Origin of the sequence: Paraburkholderia sp. CNPSo 3281, assembly GCF_024206515.1 — a bacterium.
Taxonomy (GTDB): domain Bacteria; phylum Pseudomonadota; class Gammaproteobacteria; order Burkholderiales; family Burkholderiaceae; genus Paraburkholderia; species Paraburkholderia nodosa.
Window position 1 is genome coordinate 19,381 of the sequence record NZ_JAMBPS010000016.1, and the last position, 22,260, is coordinate 41,640.

17 protein-coding genes are annotated in these 22,260 nt (G+C 64.0%); 11 read left to right on the plus strand and 6 right to left on the minus strand.

All coding sequences use genetic code 11. From position 1 onward, the window contains the following. The first annotated feature begins 109 nt into the window (after positions 1-109). The 3 genes from infB to truB all read left to right on the plus strand — a co-directional run bounded on the left by infB (position 110) and on the right by truB (position 4,595). Positions 110-3,067, plus strand: a complete 2,958-nt coding sequence (gene infB, locus M3I56_RS17745; RefSeq protein WP_254355102.1) for a translation initiation factor IF-2 — start codon at positions 110-112, stop codon at positions 3,065-3,067. Between the two features lie 185 nt (positions 3,068-3,252). Continuing rightward, complete coding sequence (gene rbfA, locus M3I56_RS17750; RefSeq protein ID WP_042272510.1) at positions 3,253-3,618, plus strand: 30S ribosome-binding factor RbfA; 366 nt, start codon at positions 3,253-3,255, stop codon at positions 3,616-3,618. 8 nt (positions 3,619-3,626) lie between these two features. Further along, positions 3,627-4,595 carry a tRNA pseudouridine(55) synthase TruB gene (truB, locus tag M3I56_RS17755; RefSeq protein WP_254355103.1) on the plus strand — a complete coding sequence of 323 codons (969 nt, stop codon included), beginning with the start codon at positions 3,627-3,629 and terminating at the stop codon, positions 4,593-4,595. 105 nt (positions 4,596-4,700) lie between these two features. Here the strand turns inward: truB and M3I56_RS17760 are convergent, their stop codons facing one another. The 4 genes from M3I56_RS17760 to M3I56_RS17775 form a co-directional block, all read right to left on the minus strand. Beyond that, positions 4,701-6,266, minus strand: coding sequence for a DHA2 family efflux MFS transporter permease subunit (locus M3I56_RS17760; RefSeq protein WP_254355104.1), 1,566 nt, complete (start codon positions 6,264-6,266; stop codon positions 4,701-4,703). A gap of 110 nt (positions 6,267-6,376) precedes the next feature. Further along, complete coding sequence (locus M3I56_RS17765) at positions 6,377-7,645, minus strand: EmrA/EmrK family multidrug efflux transporter periplasmic adaptor subunit (protein WP_254355105.1); 1,269 nt, start codon at positions 7,643-7,645, stop codon at positions 6,377-6,379. A gap of 65 nt (positions 7,646-7,710) precedes the next feature. Further along, positions 7,711-9,312 (minus strand): efflux transporter outer membrane subunit, encoded by a 1,602-nt coding sequence (locus M3I56_RS17770; protein WP_254355106.1) that lies wholly within the window; start codon positions 9,310-9,312, stop codon positions 7,711-7,713. An 89-nt stretch (positions 9,313-9,401) separates the two neighbouring features. Continuing rightward, positions 9,402-9,905, minus strand: coding sequence for a MarR family winged helix-turn-helix transcriptional regulator (locus M3I56_RS17775; protein ID WP_254355107.1), 504 nt, complete (start codon positions 9,903-9,905; stop codon positions 9,402-9,404). A gap of 409 nt (positions 9,906-10,314) precedes the next feature. Between M3I56_RS17775 and typA the strand changes: the two genes are divergently transcribed. From typA to M3I56_RS17805, 6 genes are all read left to right on the plus strand, one after another. Beyond that, complete coding sequence (typA, locus tag M3I56_RS17780; protein WP_254355108.1) at positions 10,315-12,141, plus strand: translational GTPase TypA; 1,827 nt, start codon at positions 10,315-10,317, stop codon at positions 12,139-12,141. 337 nt (positions 12,142-12,478) lie between these two features. After that, entirely contained in the window at positions 12,479-15,343 is a 2,865-nt protein-coding gene (locus M3I56_RS17785) for a 2-oxoglutarate dehydrogenase E1 component (RefSeq protein ID WP_254355109.1), read from the plus strand. 105 nt (positions 15,344-15,448) lie between these two features. After that, a complete protein-coding gene (gene odhB, locus M3I56_RS17790; protein ID WP_028204823.1) occupies positions 15,449-16,720 on the plus strand; it encodes a 2-oxoglutarate dehydrogenase complex dihydrolipoyllysine-residue succinyltransferase in 1,272 nt (423 codons plus the stop codon). A gap of 156 nt (positions 16,721-16,876) precedes the next feature. Further along, on the plus strand, positions 16,877-18,307 hold the full coding sequence (lpdA, locus tag M3I56_RS17795) for a dihydrolipoyl dehydrogenase (RefSeq protein WP_254355110.1): 1,431 nt from the start codon (positions 16,877-16,879) through the stop codon (positions 18,305-18,307). 115 nt (positions 18,308-18,422) lie between these two features. After that, positions 18,423-19,520, plus strand: coding sequence for a cell division protein ZapE (zapE, locus tag M3I56_RS17800; RefSeq protein WP_254355111.1), 1,098 nt, complete (start codon positions 18,423-18,425; stop codon positions 19,518-19,520). A gap of 199 nt (positions 19,521-19,719) precedes the next feature. Continuing rightward, the gene (locus M3I56_RS17805) at positions 19,720-20,175 is read left to right on the plus strand and encodes a transposase (protein WP_254355112.1); all 456 of its coding nucleotides are present in this window, start codon (positions 19,720-19,722) and stop codon (positions 20,173-20,175) included. Positions 20,176-20,283: 108 nt separating this feature from the next. Here the strand turns inward: M3I56_RS17805 and M3I56_RS17810 are convergent, their stop codons facing one another. Beyond that, the gene (locus tag M3I56_RS17810; protein WP_254355113.1) at positions 20,284-20,748 is read right to left on the minus strand and encodes a DUF2147 domain-containing protein; all 465 of its coding nucleotides are present in this window, start codon (positions 20,746-20,748) and stop codon (positions 20,284-20,286) included. Here M3I56_RS17810 and M3I56_RS41645 point away from each other — a divergent pair. Together M3I56_RS41645 and M3I56_RS17820 are read left to right on the plus strand one after the other, a co-directional pair. Continuing rightward, positions 20,747-21,019 carry a hypothetical protein gene (locus M3I56_RS41645; protein ID WP_375541741.1) on the plus strand — a complete coding sequence of 91 codons (273 nt, stop codon included), beginning with the start codon at positions 20,747-20,749 and terminating at the stop codon, positions 21,017-21,019. The genes M3I56_RS17810 and M3I56_RS41645 overlap by 2 nt on opposite strands. Positions 21,020-21,067: 48 nt before the next feature. Further along, positions 21,068-21,817, plus strand: a complete 750-nt coding sequence (locus M3I56_RS17820) for a DUF2968 domain-containing protein (protein ID WP_254355114.1) — start codon at positions 21,068-21,070, stop codon at positions 21,815-21,817. 142 nt (positions 21,818-21,959) lie between these two features. Here M3I56_RS17820 and M3I56_RS17825 read toward each other — a convergent pair whose 3' ends face one another. After that, a complete protein-coding gene (locus M3I56_RS17825; protein ID WP_028204829.1) occupies positions 21,960-22,148 on the minus strand; it encodes a hypothetical protein in 189 nt (62 codons plus the stop codon). Between the last annotated feature and the right edge of the window lie 112 nt (positions 22,149-22,260).

Below are 22,260 nucleotides of genomic sequence, written 5' to 3' on the forward strand. Positions count from 1 at the left end.
CATGACCCACTGAACTGAACGCGGCGGAGCCTTGCAGAACGCGAGGCACCGAAGGCCGCATGACCCGATGTCAACCGCAAGGAATCGGTCCTTGCATTAAGAGGAATGAATGGCGAGTAACAACGTAGCCCAATTTGCCGCGGAACTGAAGATGCCTGCCGGCGTGCTGCTCGAGCAGCTGCAGGCGGCGGGCGTCACGAAAGCGAGCGAGAGCGATGCCTTGTCGGAGACCGACAAGGCGCGTCTGCTCGATCACTTGCGCAAGTCTCACGGCTCGACTGATGCAGACAAGCGCAAGATCACGCTGACGAAACGGCATACGTCGGAGATCAAGCAGTCCGATTCGACGGGTAAGGCACGCACCATTCAGGTCGAGGTGCGCAAGAAGCGCACGTTCGTCCGCCGCGACGAGTCCGCCGGTGAAGCGGATGCATCGAATCATGCAGCCGACGCAGCCGCTGCCGCCGAAGAGGCGGAGCTGCAGCGCCGCGAGGAAGAAGCGCGCCGCGAGGCAGAACTGCTCGAGCGTCAGGCCCTGGAGCTCAAGGAGCGCCAGGAACTGCTCGCGCGTGAAGAGTCGGAGCGCCGTTCGCGCGAAGAGGCCGCCGAGGCCGAGCGCCGCCGTGCCGAAGAAGAAGCTGCAAAGAAGAAGGCTTCGGCCGATGCCGCCGCTCGCGAGCTGGCCGCTCAGGCCGTGGCTGCGCAGCGCAATGCCGAAGCGGAAGCGAAAGAAGTGAAGCAAGCGCAGGATCAGCAAGAAGAACAGCGCGCCGCAGCCGAGCGCGCCGCGCAGCGCGAAGCGGCCCAGAAGGCCGAAGCCGCCGCACGCGAAGCCGCCGAAAAGGCGCAGAAGGAACAGGACGAGATCGCCCGCCGCCGTGCGGCTGCCGAAGCCGAAGCGCGCGCGATCCGCGAAATGATGAACACGCCGCGCAAGGCGCAGGTGAAGGCGCCCGAGCCGCCCAAGCCCGTCGAGCCGCCGGCCAAGCCCGCCGAAGCCAAGGGCACGCTGCACAAGCCGGCCCGTCCGGAAGGTGCTCCGGCCCGTCCGGCCGGTGCAGGCGCCGCGGCGAAGAAGCCGGCCACGACGGCCGCGCCTTCGACGAGCGCGCCGGGTGCCGGCGCGGGCGACCGCAACAAGAAGCCGGGCGCAGGCAAGGGCGGCTGGCAGGACGACGCGGCCAAGCGCCGTGGCATCAAGACGCGCGGCGACTCGTCGGGCGGCGTGGACCGCGGCTGGCGCGGCGGCCCGAAGGGCCGTGGCCGTCACCAGGACGCTTCGACGTTCCAGGCGCCGACCGAGCCGATCGTGCGTGAAGTGCACGTGCCGGAAACCATCACGGTGGCCGACCTCGCGCACAAGATGTCCGTGAAGGCATCGGAAGTCATCAAGGTGATGATGAAGATGGGCCAGATGGTCACCATCAACCAGATGCTCGACCAGGAAACGGCGATGATCATCGTCGAGGAACTCGGCCACCGTGCGGTTGCCGCGAAGCTCGACGATCCGGAAGCGCTGCTGGTCGAAGGTCAGGGCACGGCTACGGACGCCGAGCAGCTGCCGCGTCCGCCGGTCGTCACGGTCATGGGTCACGTCGACCACGGCAAGACGTCGCTGCTCGACTACATCCGCCGCGCCAAGGTTGCCGCGGGCGAAGCGGGCGGCATTACGCAGCACATCGGCGCTTACCACGTCGAAACGCCGCGTGGCGTCATCACGTTCCTCGACACGCCGGGTCACGAGGCCTTTACGGCCATGCGTGCTCGCGGTGCGAAGGCAACCGACATCGTTATTCTGGTGGTCGCAGCCGACGACGGCGTGATGCCGCAAACGAAGGAAGCGATCTCGCACGCCAAGGCTGCGGGTGTGCCGCTCGTCGTGGCGATCAACAAGATCGACAAGCCGGACGCGAACCTCGAGCGCGTGAAGCAGGAGCTCGTCGCAGAAGGCGTCGTGCCGGAAGAGTACGGCGGCGACTCGCCGTTCGTGCCGGTGTCGGCGAAAACCGGCGCGGGCATCGACGATCTGCTCGAAAACGTGCTGCTGCAGGCCGAAGTGCTGGAACTGACTGCACCGGTCACAGCGCCGGCCAAGGGTCTCGTGATCGAAGCGAAGCTCGACAAGGGTAAGGGTCCGGTTGCAACGATCCTCGTCCAGTCCGGCACCCTGAACCGTGGCGACGTCGTGCTCGCTGGCAGCGCCTACGGCCGCGTGCGCGCGATGCTCGACGAAACCGGCAAGCCCACGAAGGAAGCGGGCCCGTCGATTCCGGTCGAGATCCAGGGTCTGTCGGAAGTGCCGGGCGCGGGCGAAGAAGTCATCGTGCTGCCGGACGATCGCAAGGCGCGTGAAATCGCCATGTTCCGTCAAGGCAAGTTCCGCGACGTCAAGCTGGCGAAGCAGCAGGCCGCGAAGCTCGAAAACATGCTCGAGCAGATGGGCGAAGGCGAAGTGCAGAACCTGCCGCTCATCGTCAAGGCGGACGTGCAGGGTTCGCAGGAAGCGCTGGTGCAATCGCTGCTCAAACTGTCGACCAGCGAAGTGCGCGTGCAGATCGTGCACAGCGCGGTCGGTGCGATCAGCGAGTCGGACGTCAACCTGGCAACGGCTTCGAAGGCGGTCATCATCGGCTTCAATACGCGTGCAGATGCGCAGGCGCGTAAGGTTGCCGAGGCGAATGGCATCGACATCCGCTACTACAACATCATCTATGACGCAGTGGATGAGGTGAAGGCGGCGATGTCGGGCATGCTGGCGCCGGAGAAGCGCGAGACGGTCACGGGCATGGCCGAGGTGCGTCAGGTGATTCGCGTGCCGAAGGTCGGCCTGATTGCGGGTTGTATGGTCACGGACGGTTTCGTCAAGCGTTCGTCGTCGGTGCGCGTGATCCGCAACAACGTGGTCATCCATACCGGCGAACTCGACTCACTCAAGCGCTTCAAGGACGACGTCAAGGAAGTCAAGCAAGGCTTCGAGTGCGGTATGTCGATCAAGAACTTCAGCGACATCGTCGAAGGCGACCAGTTCGAAGTGTTCGAGATCACCGAAGTCGCGCGTACGCTGTAATACAGCGGCGCCCGCGGGCAGACCTTCAGGGTCGCCCGCTTGGCCGCGGGTTTGCCGCGGGTTTGCCGATAACGGGCGGGGCAGGCGCTGGCCAGCCCCGCCCGTTTTGTTTTTTGCGCGGCCGTTTGCCCCTGCATGGACGCAACGCCGCCTGAATGCCTCGCAGATAAAGAGGTGGAACCATCATGCCGAAAAAACGTACTTCCCCGAATCGCAACGTGCAGATCGCGGATCAGATCCAGCGCGATCTGTCTGAGCTGATGCGCGAAGTGAAGGACCCGCGAATCGGGCTCGTGACGATCCAGAGCGTCGAACTCACACCCGACTACGCACACGCCAAGGTCTACTTCACGACCCTCACGGGCGACCCGAAGACCACGCAGGAAGCGCTCAATCACGCCGCAGGCCATCTGCACAACCAACTCTTCAAGCGCCTGCATATTCACACGGTGCCGACGCTGCATTTTCACTATGACCAGTCGGTCGAGAAGGGTGTCGAGATGTCGCGCCTGATCGACGAGGCGAACGCCACGCGCGCGAAGGACGACTGACGCGGGAAATGACTGCATCATCGAAACAGAATCAGGGCGGGGCGCGACCGAAAGTCCCGCGTCGCCTGCTCGACGGCGTGCTGCTGCTGGACAAGCCCGTTGGCCTGTCCAGCAACGACGCGTTGATTCGTGCGAAGCGTCTGTACCGCGTGAAGAAGGCCGGCCACACTGGCACGCTCGATCCGCTCGCGTCGGGCCTGCTGCCGCTGTGCTTTGGCGAGGCGACCAAGTTTTCGCAGGATCTGCTCGAAGCCGACAAGACCTATGAGGCGACCATGCGCCTCGGCATTCGCACGGCCACCGGCGACGCCGAAGGCGAGGCGATCGAAACGCGCGAGGTCAGCTGCGACGAAGCCGCCGTGCGTGAGGCGATGACGCGCTTCCTCGGCGACATCGTGCAGGTACCGCCGATGTATTCGGCGCTCAAGCGCGACGGCAAGCCGCTCTATGAATATGCGCGTGCGGGCCAGACGGTCGAGCGCGAGGGGCGCGAGGTGAAGATCCTTGCGCTGGAGATGATCGCCTGTGCGCTTCCCGAGGTTCCCGAGGTGACGTTTCGCGTGACCTGCAGCAAGGGCACGTACGTCCGCACGCTTGCCGAAGATATCGGCGAGGCGCTTGGCTGCGGCGCGCATCTCGTGATGCTGCGGCGTACGGGTGTGGGGGCGCTCACGCTCGAGCATGCGGTGACGCTCGACGCACTCACGGCCGCCGACGAGCCCGAGCGCGACACCTGGCTGCGCCCCGTCGATGCGCTGCTCTCCACGTTCCCCGCCGTCACGCTCGACGCGGAAGCGGCGCGCCGCTTCACGCATGGCCAGCGCTTGCCGCTCAACGAGCTGCTGCTCGATCGCGCGATTTGCGAAGCGGCCGAGCGCGTGCGCGTGTACGCGGAAGATGGGCGCTTGCTCGGCGTCGCGAAGGCCGCGAACGGCGTGCTTGCGCCGGAGCGGCTAGTGGTCAGCGGCGCGGCCTGAGCGTACTCGCACCGCGCCAGGAGCGCAAAAACAAAAACGGCACGCCGGTGAACAACCGGACGTGCCGTTTTGCTATGGGCACCCGCAAGCGCTAACGCATCAACTTCAGTGCGCTGCCGAAGCCGCTGCACCCGCGTCCGCACCGCCGGCACGCTCGGGCCGCGTGATCCAGATGAGCGCGATCAGCACGATGAAGATCATCGAGGAAATCCAGAACAGGTCGTTCACACCGAGCTGCGCGGCCTGCTGCGAGAGCATCCGGTCGAAGAGCCCATGCGCCTGCGAAGGATCGAGACCCGCGCCCTGGAATTGCTGCATCGACTGGTTGAAGACCGGGTTGGTCGGCGTGGCCACTTCGTTCAGGCGCGCGTGGTGAAACGTCGTGCGGTGATCCCACGCCGTCTCGAAGATCGACGTGCCGATACCGCCGCACATGATCCGCACGAAGTTCGACAGGCCGGACGCCGCGGGGATACGGCTGCCCGGCAGCCCCGATAGTGTGATGGACACGAGTGGAATGAACAGACCCGCCATGCCGATGCCCTGAATGAGCGTAGGCAGCGTGAGCGCCCACGTGTCCACGCCGGTCGTGTATTGCGAGCGCATCCAGAAGCATAGTGCGAACACAATGAAGGCTGTCGTCGCGATATAGCGCGGGTCGGTGCGCGGCAAGATCTTGCCCGTGATGGGTGAGAGCAGGATGGCGAAGAAGCCCACCGGCGCCATCACGAGGCCCGCGTCCGTTGCGGTGTAGCCGAGCGTGGTTTGCAGCCACAGGGGCAGCAGCACGAGATTGCCGAAATACAGCCCGTAGCCCACCGAAAGCGCGATCGTGCCGCCCGTGAAATTGCGCCGCGCGAAGAGCGACAGGTCCACAACCGGATGAGCGGCAGTCAGCTCCCACACCACGAAGAACGCGAATGCGATCACTGCGGTGAGCGCGAGCACGACAACCGTGGTGGACGAAAACCAGTCGAGATCCTTGCCCTTGTCGAGCATCACCTGCAGCGAGCCCACCCAGATGATGAGGAGCGCAAGACCCACGCCGTCGATCGGCGCCTTCTTCACGACCGAATCACGATTGCGGAAGATCATCCACGTGGCGAGCGCCGCGATAATGCCAACGGGGATGTTCACGTAGAAAATCCACGGCCACGAAATGTTGTCCGAGATCCAGCCGCCAAGAATCGGGCCGGCTACCGGCGCGATCAGTGTGGTCATCGACCACATCGAGAGCGCCATGGGCGCCTTCGCGCGCGGATAGCTCGCGAGCAGCAGCGTTTGCGAAAGCGGGATCATCGGGCCGGCCACGGCGCCTTGCAGCACGCGCGAGGCGAGCAGAATGGGCAGCGTGGGCGCGAGGCCGCACATCCACGATGAGATCACGAACAGGATGATCGACGCCATGAAGAGGCGCACCTGGCCGATGCGGTCGGTGAGCCAGCCCGTGAGCGGCACCGAAATCGCGTTGGCCACCGCGAACGAGGTGATGACCCACGTGCCCTGGTCGGACGACACGCCGAGGTCGCCCGAGATCGACGGGATCGACACGTTCGCGATCGAGGTGTCGAGCACGTTCATGAACACCGCGAGCGACACCGCGATGGTGCCGATCACGAGTTGCGCGCCCTGTAGCGGCGGATGCGCGACGGGTTGTTGTGCTGCTGCCATTGCGTCCTTTCTTGTTGACCTGTTTGAGGCAACACGAAGCAAAGCGGCGCGGGCTGAGGATCAGCCCGCGCCGGCGCTTGCGAGTGCTTTTATCAGGGCTTCGATCAGCCTTACGCGCCCGGCTTCGCCGCGTGAGCGGACGACACCTGCGCCTTGGCGGCTGTGTTGCTGGTCGCGCTGCTGGCGTTGTTACTAGCGGCCTTGTGCGCATTCGGACCGGCGTTTTCGGCGATGATGCGCGCGATTTCCGCATCGGCTTCTGCGCCGTACTTGGCGAACACATCGGTCTCGTAGACGGTGTTCTGCGCATTGCCGAGCTGCGTGCCCGAATCGTTGCGGATGCTCACGTCCACTTGCATCGAGAGGCCGATACGCAGCGGGTGCTTCTGCAGGTCTTCGGGATCGAGCGAGATACGCACCGGCAGGCGCTGCACCACCTTGATCCAGTTACCCGTCGCGTTCTGCGCAGGCAGCAGCGAGAAGGCCGAGCCCGTGCCCGCCGAGAAGCCCACCACCTTGCCGTGGTAGACGACCGACGAGCCATACACGTCGGCTGTCATCTCGACCGGCTGGCCGATGCGCATGTGCTTGAGCTGCACTTCCTTGAAGTTGGCGTCGACCCACAGCGAGCTCAGCGGCACCACCGACATCAGCGGATTGCCCGGCGAGACGCGCTGGCCCACCTGCACCGAGCGCTTGGCCACGTAGCCGGTAACGGGCGCTGGCAGCGTGTTGCGCGCGTTCGCGAGATAGGCGTCGCGCACCTTGGCTGCGGCGGCCTCGACGTTCGGGTGATTGGCGATGGTCGTGTTCGCGGTCAACGCGCGGTTCGCGGCGAGCTGCTGCTGCGCGGCTTCGAGTGCGGCTTCGGCGCTGCGCACGGCGTCGCGGGCGTGCGAAATCTCTTCCTGCGAGACGGCGCCCGTCTGCGCGACCTGCATACGGCGACGCAGGTCGTCCTGCGCACGCGAGAGGTCGGACTGACGCTGCGCAACTTGCGCTTCGTACTGGCTGTCGTCGGCGAACAGGCCGCGCACTTGACGCACCGTCTGCGCGAGCTGCGCTTCGGTTTGCTCGAGCGTGACGCGCGCGTCGGCCGGATCGAGCAGCACGAGCGGGTCGCCGACGTTCACGGTTTGCGTGTCGTCCGCTTTCAGTGCGATCACGGTGCCGGTGACCTGCGGCGTGATCTGCACGACGTTGCCGTTCACATAGGCGTCGTCCGTGCTTTCGGTAAAGCGCGCGACGAGGAAGTAGTACAGGCCGTAGGCAACGGCTGCAATCACGATCACGAGGACAAGCAGCGTCATCATGCGCTTGCGCTTGCCGCTGTTCGCGTTCGGCTGCGGATTGGCCGCCGGCTGCTGGGGGGTGCTCATGGAAGGATCTCCGGATGCTTGCGTGCTGTTCGTTCAGTTTTTGATGTTCGTGTGCTGCTCGGCGCTCAATTCGACGCAGGCGTAGCGTTGGCCGCGTTCGTCGCTGCCGCCGCGTTCTGCGGCGAGCGCGTACCGCGCCACGGGGCACCGTTCACGTCGCTCTGGCCCCGCGCTTCGCTGCCGACTTCGGCGGGCGGCGTGAGACCCGCGCCTTGCGCTTCAAAGCCGCCGCCAAGCGACTTGATGAGCGCCATCTGCTGGTCGCGGCGCTGCGCCTTCAGGTTCGACACCGTCTGCTCCGCGGCTAGGCGGTTCTGGTCGGCGTTGAGCACCTGAAGCTGCTCGGAGAGCCCCGCCTTGTAGCGGATCACCGCGAGCTGCCAGGCCTTGGTCGACGCGTCGAGCGCACGATCGGCGTCCACGAGCTGCTTGTCCGCCGAGCGGATCGTCGATACGTTGGTCGCCACGTCCTGGAACGCGCCGATGAGCGTCTGGTTGTAGTTCGCCACGTCGAGCTCGAAGTCGGCGTAGCGGCCCTTCAACTGCGCACGCAACGCGCCCGCGTCGAAGAGCGGCAAATGCACGGCCGGCCCGATGTTCGCCTGGCGGCTCGTGAAGTTCAGGAATTTGCCCCAGCCGAACGCGTCGAAGCCGAAGCCGGCCGCGAGGTTCACGTCGGGATAGAACTCGGCCTTGGCTTCCTTTACGTCGTGCATCGCGGCTTCCACCTGCCAGCGCGCGGCGACGATGTCGGGGCGGCGCGCGAGCAGGTCGGCGGGCAGATTGTCAGGCAGGGCGACGTTGGCGACCGGGTTGAGCACCGGTTGCGCGATTTGCAGGCCACGGTCGGGGCCCTTGCCGAGCAGCGCGCCGAGCTGATAGCGCACGGATTCGATCTGGCCGTCGATCTGCGAGAGGTTCGCCTGGCTCGTCGCGATGTTGCCGTTCGCGGTCTGTTTCTCGACGTTGGTGTCGAGGCCCGCCACCACGCGGCCGTTCGTGATCGTGCCGATGGTCTTGCGGTTGTCGATCTCGTGCACGGCGATGTCGCGCAGCTCGTAGAGCTGGGCGAGCTGGTTGTACGTGCGCGCAACCGAAGAGGCGAGCGCGACGCGCGCCTGCTGCATGTCCGCCTCGGCGGCACGTTGTGCGGAAACGGCTTGCGCGAGGCGCTGGCGGTTCTTGCCCCAGAGGTCCAGATCCCACGAGGCGCTGGCGAGCACGTTGTTCTCGCTATACCAGGTGCCGCCGTACGGGGGCGGAAAAAGGGCGTTGGCCGAGTACAGCTCGCGGGTCCACGAATAGCTCAGGTTGGCCTTCGGGAAGAGCGCCGAGCGCGAGGTTTCGATGTACGACGACGCCTTGGCAATGCGCGCCTGCGCTTGAGCGATGCTCGGGCTGCCTTCGAGCGCCTCATCGATCAGCTTCGGCAACTGCGGGTCGCCGAACTGGTTCGCCCAGTCGAGCGTCGGCCACTGGCCGCCTTGCGCCGGAATGCTCTGCGAGCTTTCGAACTGCTGCGGCTGATCGATGGTCTTGTCGCTCTTGATGCCGATGTAGTTCGCGCAACCCGCAAGGGCGAGCGCCGCGACCGCGGCGGCGACCGCCGCCCGGCAGGACAGTGCCCGCACGGCCGGAACAGGCGCAAACTCGGTTTGGGATTTCATTGCTCGTCTCGATGCGTGAGAGTGTGTGGTGATACTGGACGATGCAGCTATTTTCTTGTTCGGCAATTTCAAATTTGCTTGCCCCGTCATCAATTCTCGGACGGATTCGGGTTCGAACTCTGGCTAGCTTCGCAGCTATTCGAAAGAATCCGCCGCAACATGCTCTTCAGGAAGCCGACTTCCTCAGGCGTGAGTCCGGCGGAGAGATGCTCCGTGACGCTGCGGAAAATCGCTGGCATGCGCGCGGCGATGGCAAGGCCCTCGGGTGTGAGCGCGAGGCGTACCGCGCGGCGGTCTTCGGAGCTGCGCACGCGCTTCAGGAGCCCGCGCTTCTCCAGCCGGTCGACGAGGCGTGTGACGGCGCTCGCGTCGATGCCGTACTCGCGGGCGAGTTCGGCCGCGAGTGTGCATTTGCCGGTCGCCACCATGAAGAGGATGCTGGCCTGCTGGCTCGTGACGCCGAGTTCGGCAACGGCGCGCTGGGTGACCATGTTCGACATGGTCGATTTCACCCGCGAGATCAGGTAGCCGACGCTTTCGCCGAGGTCGTAGTCGCGGACTTCGGGCGGGGGCGTGGGAGTCAAATCCGTCATGATTCTGCTGCGACTGCAATGGTTGACCAGGCAGGGATTATAGGGGCGGTTAGTTGACGCGGCAAGGTTTATTCTGCCTTTGCCGAGAAACCTTTGCAGAGTAGGGGCTGAATCCGGCCCCATGGGCATGAGAAAATGCGGCGTGGACGGCGCGCCGCGGCACCCGTTACATCTTTGCCCGCGTTGCGCCGTTGCGACGCCGGCCACCCCGATCCAGGGTGCCCCCTTATATACGCAAGATCAATTCATCTGCGCGTGCTACAATTTCAGGTTCCCAAAAGTGCGTCATCGCAGCGATGCTGAATTGACCCGCCGGCAGTAAACCGGGGCGGATCGAAGCGGCGGCCGCGCGCCCTCGCCGGGCCTGCCAGCAGGCATGCGCGGCGCACTCAACTGTACCCAGGTTCCTATGTCCCGCGCTCTTCGCAACATCGCCATCATTGCCCACGTCGACCACGGCAAGACCACGCTCGTCGACCAACTGCTGCGCCAGTCCGGCACCTTCCGCGACAACCAGCAGATCGCCGAACGCGTCATGGACTCGAACGACATCGAAAAAGAGCGCGGGATCACGATTCTCGCGAAGAACTGCGCGGTCGAGTACGAAGGCACCCACATCAACATCGTCGACACCCCGGGCCACGCCGACTTCGGCGGCGAAGTGGAGCGCGTGCTCTCGATGGTCGACTCGGTGCTGCTGCTCGTCGACGCCGTGGAAGGCCCGATGCCGCAAACGCGCTTCGTCACCAAGAAGGCGCTCGCGCTCGGCCTGAAGCCGATCGTCGTCGTCAACAAGATCGACCGTCCGGGCGCCCGTATCGACTGGGTGATCAACCAGACCTTCGACCTGTTCGACAAGCTCGGCGCGACCGAAGAGCAGCTCGACTTCCCGGTGGTGTACGCCTCGGGCCTGAACGGCTACGCGTCGCTCTCCGCTGACGCGCGCGAAGGCGACATGCGTCCCCTGTTCGAGGCGATCCTCGAACACGTGCCGGTGCGCGACGCCGATCCGGAAGGTCCGCTCCAGCTGCAGATCACGTCGCTCGACTATTCGACCTACGTCGGCCGTATCGGCGTGGGCCGTATCAAGCGCGGCCGCATCAAGCCGGGTCAGCCGGTGGCGCTGCGCTTCGGTCCGGACGGCGAGGTGATGAACCGCAAGATCAACCAGGTGCTGTCGTTCAGCGGCCTCGAGCGCGTGCAGGTCGAATCGGCTGAAGCCGGCGACATCGTGCTGATCAACGGCATCGAAGACATCGGCATCGGCGCGACGATCTGCGCGGTCGACACCCCCGAAGCCCTGCCGATGATCACGGTGGACGAGCCGACGCTCACGATGAACTTCCTCGTGAACTCGTCGCCGCTCGCCGGCCGCGAAGGCAAGTTCGTGACGAGCCGCCAGATCCGCGACCGTCTCACGAAGGAGCTGAACCACAACGTCGCGCTGCGCGTGAAGGACACCGGCGACGAAACCACGTTCGAAGTGTCGGGCCGTGGCGAACTGCACCTCACGATCCTGATCGAAAACATGCGCCGCGAAGGCTACGAGCTGGCCGTGTCGCGTCCGCGCGTGGTGTTGCACGAAGTCGACGGCGTGAAGCAGGAGCCGTACGAAATGCTGACCGTGGACGTCGAAGACGCCCACCAGGGCGGCGTGATGGAAGAACTGGGCCGCCGCAAGGGCGAAATGCTCGACATGGCGTCGGACAGCCGCGGCCGCACGCGTCTCGAGTATCGTATTCCGGCTCGTGGCCTGATTGGCTTCCAGGGCGAGTTCATGACGCTCACGCGCGGCACGGGTCTCATGAGCCACGTGTTCGACGCCTACGGCCCGATCAAGGAAGGCACGCTCGGCGAGCGCCGCAACGGCGTGCTGATCTCGCAGGACGACGGCGCTGCTGTCGCCTACGCACTGTGGAAGCTGCAGGACCGCGGCCGCATGTTCGTGAAGCCGGGCGACGCGCTGTACGAAGGCATGATCATCGGCATTCACAGCCGCGACAACGACCTCGTCGTGAACCCGATCAAGGGCAAGCAGCTCACCAACGTGCGCGCCTCGGGCACCGACGAAGCCGTGCGCCTCGTGCCGCCGATCCAGATGTCGCTCGAATACGCAGTGGAATTCATCGACGACGACGAACTCGTGGAAGTCACGCCGCAGTCGATCCGTCTGCGCAAGCGTCACCTCAAAGAGCATGAGCGTCGCCGCGCGAGCCGCGAAGGCGCTGCCGAGTAATTTGCAGTCACCGCTTTTTTCCGCACTGCAATGCAAACAGAAATACAGGAAAGCCGCCGCTTTACGGGCGGCTTTTTTGCGTCTGGCGGGGATTGCATTGCGGTGCAGGAAGAGAGCATTGCGAACGCCGCAAAAGCCCATATAAAAAGGGTTTGCGCGTGATGTTCGGTCGCATTGCATCCTGTGGCGAGATGCGCATATGCGCTATACTCCGCGGATGCATGATTTAGGTCCTTCCAAGCAGACTTGATTCGCAATCCGCTAAACGGTCAGGCCGTGGCGCGGAAGGTTGAGTAACCCGCTATTTCTCGAGAAACTCGAAGAAAGGTGAGCGTAAATGTCGGAAACGATGAAGCAATTCCAGCTGAACTCCTATTTGTTCGGCGGCAATGCTCCGTATGTCGAAGAGCTATACGAAGCATATCTTGACAACCCTGCGTCCGTTCCGGACACCTGGCGTGAATACTTCGACGCACTGCAAAACGTGCCGTCGTCGAGTGGCACGACCGACAACGACATCGCCCACGGGCCGATCGTCGAATCCTTCGCTCAACGCGCGAAGGCCAACGCATTTGTTGCGCGCGGCGGGGGCGAAGATCTCGCCACGGCACGCAAGCAAGTCTACGTTCAGTCCCTGATTGGTGCTTATCGATTCCTGGGCTCGCAATGGGCTAATCTCGATCCGCTCAAGCGCCGCGAACGTCCGAACATTCCCGAACTCGAGCCTGCGTTCTACGACTTCACCGAAGCCGACATGGACCAGACGTTCAGCGCCACGAACCTCTATTTCGGGTTCGAGCGCGCGACGCTGCGCGAGATCGTCAAGGCGCTGCGCGATACGTACTGCGGTACGCTCGGCGCCGAGTACATGTACATCAGCGATCCTGAACAGAAGCGCTGGTGGAAGGAGCGTCTCGAGTCGATCCGCTCGACGCCGAACTTCTCGAACGACAAGAAGAAACACATCCTGCAGCGCCTGACGGCCTCCGAAGGTCTCGAGCGCTTCCTGCACACCAAGTACGTCGGCCAGAAGCGCTTCTCGCTCGAAGGCGGCGAGTCCTTCATCGCCGCGATGGACGAAACCGTCCGTCACGCAGGCGCGAAGGGCGTGCAGGAAATCGTCATCGGCATGGCTCACCGTGGCCGTCTGAACGTGCTGGTCAACACGCTGGGCAAGATGCCGGCTGACCTCTTCGCCGAATTCGAAGGCAAGCACGTCGACGACCTGCCGGCAGGTGACGTGAAGTACCACAAGGGCTTCTCGTCGGACGTCTCGACCGAAGGCGGTCCGGTTCACCTGTCGCTCGCGTTCAACCCGTCGCACCTCGAAATCGTCAACCCGGTGGTTGAAGGTTCGGCCAAGGCCCGTATGGACCGACGCGGCGACGCGGACGGCCTGCAGGTGCTGCCGGTGCAGATCCACGGCGACGCGGCTTTCGCAGGCCAGGGCGTCGTGATGGAAACGCTGAACCTCGCGCAAACGCGCGGTTACGGCACGCACGGCACGCTGCACATCGTCATCAACAACCAGATCGGTTTCACGACGTCCGACCCGCGCGATGCGCGTTCGACGCTCTACTGTACCGACGTGGTCAAGATGATCGAAGCGCCGGTGCTGCACGTGAATGGCGACGATCCGGAAGCGGTCGTGCTGGCTATCCAGCTCGCGGTCGATTTCCGTATGCAGTTCCACAAGGATGTCGTCGTCGACATCATCTGCTTCCGCAAGCTCGGCCACAACGAGCAGGACACCCCGGCTGTCACGCAGCCGCTGATGTACAAGACGATCGCGAAGCACCCGGGCACCCGTGCGCTGTACGCCGAGAAGCTCGTGCAGCAGGGCGTCATCACGGCTGAAGACGCAGACAACTACGTCAAGGCCTACCGCGCCGCGATGGACGAAGGCCACCACACGGTCGACCCGGTGCTCTCGAACTACAAGAGCAAGTACGCGGTGGACTGGGTTCCGTTCCTGAACCGCAAGTGGACCGACGCCGCCGATACGGCTGTGCCGCTGGCAGAACTGAAGCGCCTCGCTGAGCGCATCACCACGATCCCGGAGAACTTCAAGGTTCACCCGCTGGTCGAGCGCGTCATCAACGACCGCCGCGCGATGGGCAAGGGCGAAGCGAAGCTCGACTGGGGCATGGGCGAGCACCTCGCGTTCGCGTCGCTGTGCGCGTCGGGCTACGCAGTTCGCCTGACGGGCCAGGACTCGGGCCGCGGTACGTTCACGCACCGCCACGCCGTTCTGCACGATCAGAACCGCGAGCGCTGGGACGACGGCACGTACGTGCCGCTGCAGAACATCGGCGAGAACCAGGCGCAGTTCACGGTGATCGACTCGGTGCTCTCGGAAGAGGCAGTGCTGGGCTTCGAATACGGCTACTCGACCGCCGAGCCGAACACGCTCGTCGCGTGGGAAGGCCAGTTCGGCGACTTCGTCAACGGTGCGCAGGTCGTGATCGACCAGTTCATCTCGTCGGGCGAAGTGAAGTGGGGCCGTGTTTCGGGTCTCACGATGCTGCTGCCGCACGGCTACGAAGGCCAGGGTCCGGAGCACTCGTCGGCGCGTATCGAACGTTTCCTGCAGCTGTGCGCCGAGCACAACATGCAGGTCGTTCAGCCGACCACGCCGGCCCAGATTTTCCACGTGCTGCGCCGCCAGATGATCCGCCTGTTCCGCAAGCCGCTCATCATCTTCACGCCGAAGTCGCTGCTGCGTCACAAGGAAGCCGTGTCGGATCTGTCCGAACTCGCGAAGGGCACGTTCCAGCCGGTCATCGGCGAAGTGGACGAAGCCATCGACGCGAAGAAGGTCAAGCGCGTGGTCGCCTGCTCGGGCCGCGTGTACTTCGACCTCGTCGCGCATCGCCGCGAAGCGAAGGCGAACGACGTCGCGATCATCCGTATCGAACAGCTCTATCCGTTTGCTCACAAGCAATTCGAAGCGGAGCTGAAGAAGTACGACAACGCGACCGAAGTGGTCTGGGTGCAGGACGAGCCGCAGAATCAAGGCCCGTGGTTCTACATCGAGCACCACCTGAAGGAAGGCATGAAGGAAGGCATGAAGCTCGCGTACAGCGGCCGTCCTGCTTCCGCCTCGCCGGCTGTTGGCTACTACGCGAAGCACTACGAGCAGCAGAAGGCGCTGATCGAAGGTGCATTCGGCCGCCTGAAGGGCGCGCAGGTCGCGAAGTAAGCACTAGAGCAACCGAACCGGGAAAGCGTCGCGCTTTCCCGCGCTCATGTGCGCGACCGGTTCGTCATACGGGGATGTCCCCGATAAAGTATTCAGGAAAATCACATGGCTATCGTAGAAGTGAAGGTCCCGCAGTTTTCGGAGTCGGTGTCGGAAGGCACGATGCTGCAGTGGAAGAAGAAGGCGGGCGAAGCGGTTGCCCAGGACGAAGTCGTCATCGAGATCGAAACCGATAAGGTCGTGCTCGAAGTGCCCGCGCCGGCAGCCGGCGTGCTGGCCGAGATCCTGGTGGGCGACGGCGCAACCGTCGAGAGCGAACAGTTGATCGCGAAGATCGACACGGAAGCCAAGGCTGGCGCCGCTGCGGCCCCCGCAGCCGCTGCCGCTCCGGCGGCTGCCGCAGCTCCCGCAGCTGCACCGGCTGCTGCTGCCGCCGCAACGACGGCAAGCAGCACGGTTGCCTCGCCCGCAGCTTCGAAACTGATGGCAGAGAAGGGTCTCGCAGGCGGCGACGTCGCCGGCACGGGCCGTGACGGCCGCATCACGAAGCAGGACGTGCTCGGTGCTGGCGCACCGAAGGCCGCTCCGGCTGCAGCACCGGCTGGCAAGCCGGCTGCCGCCAAGCCGTCGCTGCCGCAAGTCAGCGCACCGGCGTCGGCGACGAACTGGCTCAACGACCGTCCGGAGCAGCGCGTGCCGATGTCGCGTCTGCGTGCGCGTATCGCAGAGCGTCTGCTCGAGTCGCAGCAAACCAACGCCATCCTCACGACGTTCAACGAAGTGAACATGGCGCCGGTCATGGATCTGCGCAACAAGTACAAGGACAAGTTCGAGAAGGAACACGGCGTGAAGCTCGGCTTCATGTCGTTCTTCGTGAAGGCCGCGGTTCACGCCCTCAAGAAGTTCCCGCTCGTGAACGCGTCGATCGACGGCAACGACATCGTCTACCACGGCTACTTCGACATCGGTATCGCGGTCGGCTCGCCGCGCGGTCTGGTGGTGCCCATCCTGCGCAACGCAGACCAGATGAGCCTCGCCGACATCGAGAAGAAGATCGCCGAATTCGGCCAGAAGGCCAAGGACGGCAAGCTTTCGATCGAAGAAATGACGGGTGGCACGTTCTCGATCTCGAACGGTGGTGTGTTCGGCTCGATGCTCTCGACGCCGATCATCAACCCGCCGCAGTCGGCGATCCTCGGCGTGCACGCCACCAAGGAACGCGCCGTGGTGGAGAACGGCCAGATCGTGATCCGCCCGATGAACTACCTCGCGATGTCGTACGACCACCGCATCATCGACGGCCGCGAAGCCGTCCTGTCGCTGGTCGCGATGAAGGACGCGCTGGAAGATCCGGCTCGTCTGCTGCTCGACCTGTAATTGCAAGACGCGCGACGGCAGCGTGCGGCTTGAAACCGGGCGCCGCCGTCGCGACGCGATGTCAACTTAGGCAGCAAGTCTCTCGCATTTCCGCAGTACTGAAGCCACGCGCGCCGCGAAACGCGGCCGCGCTGGCTCGCCATCAAAAGGATAGTCATGTCCAAAGAATTTGACGTCGTCGTGATCGGCGCCGGCCCCGGCGGCTATATCGCGGCAATCCGCGCCGCGCAGCTCGGCAAGTCGGTTGCGTGCATCGAAAAGTGGAAGAATCCGGCCGGCACGCTGAAGCTCGGCGGCACCTGCCTGAACGTCGGCTGCATTCCGTCGAAGGCGTTGCTCGCCTCGTCGGAAGAGTTCGAAAACGCCGCGCATCATCTCGTTGACCACGGCATCAGCGTGGGCGAGGTGAAGATCGACGTCGCGAAGATGATCGAGCGCAAGGAAGGCATCGTCGAGAAGATGACGAAGGGTATCGAGTTCCTGTTCCGCAAGAACAAGATCACGTGGCTCAAGGGCCACGGCAAGTTCACCGGCAAGACCGACGCCGGCGTGCAGATCGAAGTGAGCGGCGAAGGCGAAACCGAAGTCGTCACGGCGAAGAACGTCATCATCGCGACGGGTTCGAAGGCGCGCCATCTGCCGGGTATTCCGGTCGACAACAAGATCGTCTCCGACAACGAAGGCGCGCTCACGTTCGACTCCGTGCCGAAGAAGCTGGCCGTGATCGGCGCAGGCGTGATCGGTCTGGAGCTGGGCTCGGTGTGGCGCCGTCTCGGTGCCGACGTGACGATCCTCGAAGCGCTGCCGGAATTCCTCGGCGCGACCGACCAGGCGCTCGCGAAGGAAGCCGCCAAGCTCTTCAAGAAGCAAGGCCTCGACATTCACGTTGGCGTGAAGGTCGGCGAAGTGACGACGACCGACAAGAGCGTCACGATCAACTACACGGACAAGGACGGCAACGCGCAGGTGCTCGAAGCCGACCGCCTGATCGTGTCGGTTGGCCGCGTGCCGAACACCGACAACCTCGGTCTCGAAGCGATTGGCCTGAAGGCCAACGAGCGTGGTTTCATCGACGTGGACGACCACTGCGCAACGAGCGTGCCGAATGTGTACGCGATCGGCGACGTGGTGCGTGGCCCGATGCTCGCGCACAAGGCCGAAGACGAAGGCGTGCTGGTGGCCGAGATCATCGACGGCCAGAAGCCGCACATCGACTACAACTGCATTCCGTGGGTGATCTACACCGAGCCGGAAATTGCATGGGTCGGCAAGACGGAGCAGCAGCTCAAGGCAGAAGGCCGCGACATCAAGACGGGCCAGTTCCCGTTCATGGCGAATGGCCGCGCACTGGGCATCAACAAGTCGGACGGCTTCGTGAAGATGATCGCCGACGCCAAGACCGACGAGCTGCTCGGCGTGCACATCATCTCGGCCAACGCATCGGACCTGGTCGCGGAAGCCGTGGTGGCGATGGAATTCAAGGCTGCCGCCGAAGACATCGGCCGCATCTGCCATCCGCACCCGTCGCTGTCCGAAGTCATGCGCGAAGCTGCACTCGCCACTGACAAGCGCGCGCTCAACATGTAAGCGCCAAGGGCAGGGCGGCCGACTTTTTGGCCGCGCTGCCCCGCAGTACCCAGCATCACGTACGGAGGCGGGTGGGCTTTTGCTCTCCCGCCTTTCCTCATTTGCGGCCCAGAAAATGAACGTCACCGAATACTACGAAAACGAACTGCAGAAGCGGGGATACAAGCCCGATACGGCGCAACGCGCCGCGATCGACCGGCTGCAGCGGTGCTACGACGAGTGGGCGGCGTACAAGTCGCGGCGTTCGAACGCGTTCAAGAAGTTTCTCATTCACCCCGACCTGCCGCGCGGCGTGTACATGTGGGGCGGGGTTGGGCGCGGCAAGAGCTTCCTGATGGACAGCTTCTATGCCGTCGTGCCGCTGCAGCGCAAGACGCGTCTGCACTTTCACGAATTCATGCGCGAGGTGCACCGTGAGCTCGAAGAGCTCAAGGGCCAGGCCGATCCGCTCGACGAACTCGCGCGCCGCATTGCGAAGCGTTATCGCCTGATCTGCTTCGACGAATTCCACGTCTCGGACATCGCCGACGCGATGATCCTCTACCGTCTGCTCGACCGCCTGTTCGAGAACGGCGTGCAGTTCGTGATGACGTCCAACTACGATCCCGATCTGCTGTATCCCGATGGCCTGCATCGCGACCGCATGCTGCCTGCGATCGAGTTGATCAAGAGCAAGCTCGACGTGCTCAACGTCGACGCGGGCGTCGACTATCGCCAGCGCACGCTCGCGCAGGTCGAGGTCTATCATACGCCGCTCGGCGCGGCCGCCGACAAGGCGTTGCGCCACTCGTTCGCGGAGCTTGCCGCCGTCCCCGACGAAAGCCCGCTGCTGCGCATCGAGAAGCGCGAACTGAAGGCGCTGCGCAAGGCCGACGGCGTGGTGTGGTTCGATTTCGCGACGCTGTGCGGCGGTCCGCGCTCGCAGAACGACTATCTGGAGCTGGCGAGCCGCTTTCACGCTGTGATCCTTTCCGACGTGCCGCAGATGACGCCTCGTATGCAGTCCGAAGCACGCCGCTTCACCTGGCTCATCGACGTGTTCTACGACCACAAGGTCAAGCTGCTGATGTCGGCCGCGGTGCCGCCCGAGGAACTCTACGTGGAAGGCCCGATGGCCAACGAGTTCACGCGCACGGTGTCGCGCATCGTCGAAATGCAGTCCAGGGAATATCTCGAAACGCCGCGCCGCATCGTCGATACGGCGCTGACTTGAGCGCGCGGCGCCCGCACCGCAAGCGCGGGCCGTGGGCGCATCTGCGGCGACGCACCGGTCAAGCGTGGTGCCACGCAGGTGCCAAACCAGTCTCAAAATAGCGCGGCGGCACCTTTTTCAAGATTCGGACTCGTCTGATTTGGGCGGCGGGGGCGAGTGGATATCGTTTGTCAGCACACCCTCTGACAAAGGACCCTCCATGACCCCGCATCGCGATATTACCGACGAAGAATGGCAGCGCGTGATGCCGCTCCTGCCCGAACTGCGCCCGCGCACCGAGTTGCGCGGCCGGCCGCTCGCCAATACGCGCTCGGTGCTCAACGGCGTGCTGTGGGTCATGTACAGCGGGGCGAACTGGTCGGCCATGCCGCGCCGCTACCCTTCGTATCAAACCTGCCATCGGCGCTTCAAGACCTGGCATTACAACGGCGCGCTCAAGTGCGTGATGGGCGAGTTGTTCGGCGAAGACGGCGTGAGGTTGTGCGGCACCATCGAAACGCGTATGCGCAAACACGTGAGCCGCGCAGAAAAAGCCGCGCGCAAGCAGGAAGCGGCGCGCAACACGCCGCGCAATTCGCTGTTCGTGTCGGTGGCGAGCGCGTCCGCGCAATCGCAGCCTTTGAACTATCGCTCCGTGTATCGCCACACGGCGTAATACCGGCGCTTACGAAGTCCGGCCGAAGCAGCTCATGCGTGCGCTTCGGCCGGTTTCGTCTCTCAGGTCCCCTTGCCGGTTTGCGTACCGGTCCTCAGGTCGATCCACTCACTGCTGACGCACCCACGTCTGCGAGCGGCCAAGCAGCGAAATGCCCATATAGCCGCGCACGACGAGTTTCTGGCCGCCGTCTTCCGTATGCATCTTGCAGCGGTACACCTTGCCGTTCTCAGGGTCGAGAATGTGGCCGCCGTCGTACCCCTCACCGGTTTTCTTCATGCTGTCGATAATCGTCATGCCGAGGATCGGCTGATCCTTGCGTGAATCGGAGCAGGCCGTGCAGCGCCGGTCGGGCTGGTCATTCGCGCCGAGTCCCTTGATGACCTTGCCGCTCAGATCGCCGTTGGCGTCGGCGCTGATCTGCACGAGCGCTTTCGGCTGGCCGGTGTGGTCGTCGATGGTCTGCCAGACGCCGACTGGCGTATCGGTTTGAGCGTGCGCGACGAGGGCGCCGCACAGCAGTGCACTCGCAAGCGCGACATGGCGCGCCGCGCGTCCCATGACTCGGTTCATGTCTTCCTCCACTGATGTTGTTTGTCATGTCGATGCTGACCGTGCGTCGCGCCTGGCACGCCGCAAGGTCAGGGCAGGATACTGGAAAGCACTGCGCGCGTTTGAGAGAAGGAACTCTAGTTTGGTCGGCCCCTTCGCCGCGCTGGACCAAAACGGCTGGCGATGCAAGGACACGGCGCAATTCCCAGGAAATTCTTGCTATGTGTTGTGGGAAAAGATACGTAATCGGCAAATTTTCTACGAGGGGCCCGAAACACGTGAAAGTGAGTAATAATTGTGCCGAATTGTAAAAATTAGAACTGTTCAAAGCAGGTACTACATGGACTACAAGTGGAGAGTTCGTCGCACCGCCCTGGCGGTGCTGGTATTAATCGGGGGAATCGGTACGGGCTGCGCACAGACGCCGCCTGACAATTCAGCAGCAGCGAATGCAGCGGCAGCGGCGCCCGTAGCACAGACCACCGCCGCACCCGCAGTGCAGGACGAGCAGGCCGCGACCCCTGCGCTGCCTTTGGCAGCGAGCCAGCCGAGCGTGCTCACGCCGGATGAAGCGAAGCAGAACGCCGCGGGCAACGTCGCCGAGCTGCAGCAGATGCTGCGAGGCTCGGAGCTCGCCGAGTTGCGCACGACCTACAACGGCTCGTATGGCGCGAGCTTGCTGTTTTACGGCAAGGAAATGACGTACTACGTCACGCTGTTCCAGAACAAGACGTTCTGGCGCGTGATCAAGACGAGCGACGAGACGCGCGCCGAAGCCATCTATCGCGACTTTGCGGTGAAGTCGGGACAGCTCGCCGAAGTGGAAATCCGCCGCACGCGCCTCGAAGCGCAGAAGGCGTTCACGGACCGCATGATCGCGCTCACGCAAGACCACGCGAACCGGCTCCAGGCGGATCTGGCCATCGCGCGCGAGCAGCAGGCGCTCGTCGCGGACCAGCAGAAGCAGGGCCGCGATCAGGCGACCGCATTGCAGGCGCAGAAGACAGCCGCCCAGGCGCAACTGCGCACGGTTCAGCGTCAAGTGCGCGAACTGCAGCAACAAGTGGAAGGCGGTCTGCCGATCCGCTGATCGCAGGTACGCGGTGTGGCACGCGCCTCGCCGTGCGACAGGTTGTGCGATGGGTTGCGCGAAATACGCAGATGCGGCACGCAAAAGGCGGAGCGTCATGGGCGCTCCGCCTTTCTTCATTGGGCGATAGTTCAGGGCGCGCTCAGTGCTTGCCGTGGCGATGCGTGTCGCGGCCCTTGCGGCTTTCGTCTGCGGAATGGGGTTTCTGTTGAGAGCCGGTGGGCGAGGGGGCCACGGCGATCGGATCGCTCGCAGGGAAGGTTTCGTCGAGCGCTTCGTCGAGCGGGTCTTCCTGCGAGGGTTGCGGGGCTTTCGGCTTGGATGCGCTCATGGCGGTCTCCGTGGCGATATGCGTCACGCCCAGAATAACGCAAAGCCAGAATCGTGACTGCGAGCCACGGCTTCCAGAGCGCTTCGGAAGACAGTGGAACGAAACTGCAGCG

Excerpts from the sequence above, each read along its gene's own strand:
- infB (WP_254355102.1), top strand. The coding sequence starts at position 110 with ATGGCGAGTAACAACGTAGCCCAATTTGCCGCGGAACTGAAGATGCCT.
- rbfA (WP_042272510.1), top strand. The coding sequence starts at position 3,253 with ATGCCGAAAAAACGTACTTCCCCGAATCGCAACGTGCAGATCGCGGAT.
- truB (WP_254355103.1), top strand. The coding sequence starts at position 3,627 with ATGACTGCATCATCGAAACAGAATCAGGGCGGGGCGCGACCGAAAGTC.
- M3I56_RS17760 (WP_254355104.1), bottom strand. The coding sequence starts at position 6,266 with ATGGCAGCAGCACAACAACCCGTCGCGCATCCGCCGCTACAGGGCGCG.
- M3I56_RS17765 (WP_254355105.1), bottom strand. The coding sequence starts at position 7,645 with ATGAGCACCCCCCAGCAGCCGGCGGCCAATCCGCAGCCGAACGCGAAC.
- M3I56_RS17770 (WP_254355106.1), bottom strand. The coding sequence starts at position 9,312 with ATGAAATCCCAAACCGAGTTTGCGCCTGTTCCGGCCGTGCGGGCACTG.
- M3I56_RS17775 (WP_254355107.1), bottom strand. The coding sequence starts at position 9,905 with ATGACGGATTTGACTCCCACGCCCCCGCCCGAAGTCCGCGACTACGAC.
- typA (WP_254355108.1), top strand. The coding sequence starts at position 10,315 with ATGTCCCGCGCTCTTCGCAACATCGCCATCATTGCCCACGTCGACCAC.
- M3I56_RS17785 (WP_254355109.1), top strand. The coding sequence starts at position 12,479 with ATGTCGGAAACGATGAAGCAATTCCAGCTGAACTCCTATTTGTTCGGC.
- odhB (WP_028204823.1), top strand. The coding sequence starts at position 15,449 with ATGGCTATCGTAGAAGTGAAGGTCCCGCAGTTTTCGGAGTCGGTGTCG.
- lpdA (WP_254355110.1), top strand. The coding sequence starts at position 16,877 with ATGTCCAAAGAATTTGACGTCGTCGTGATCGGCGCCGGCCCCGGCGGC.
- zapE (WP_254355111.1), top strand. The coding sequence starts at position 18,423 with ATGAACGTCACCGAATACTACGAAAACGAACTGCAGAAGCGGGGATAC.
- M3I56_RS17805 (WP_254355112.1), top strand. The coding sequence starts at position 19,720 with ATGACCCCGCATCGCGATATTACCGACGAAGAATGGCAGCGCGTGATG.
- M3I56_RS41645 (WP_375541741.1), top strand. The coding sequence starts at position 20,747 with ATGTCTTCCTCCACTGATGTTGTTTGTCATGTCGATGCTGACCGTGCG.
- M3I56_RS17810 (WP_254355113.1), bottom strand. The coding sequence starts at position 20,748 with ATGAACCGAGTCATGGGACGCGCGGCGCGCCATGTCGCGCTTGCGAGT.
- M3I56_RS17820 (WP_254355114.1), top strand. The coding sequence starts at position 21,068 with ATGGACTACAAGTGGAGAGTTCGTCGCACCGCCCTGGCGGTGCTGGTA.
- M3I56_RS17825 (WP_028204829.1), bottom strand. The coding sequence starts at position 22,148 with ATGAGCGCATCCAAGCCGAAAGCCCCGCAACCCTCGCAGGAAGACCCG.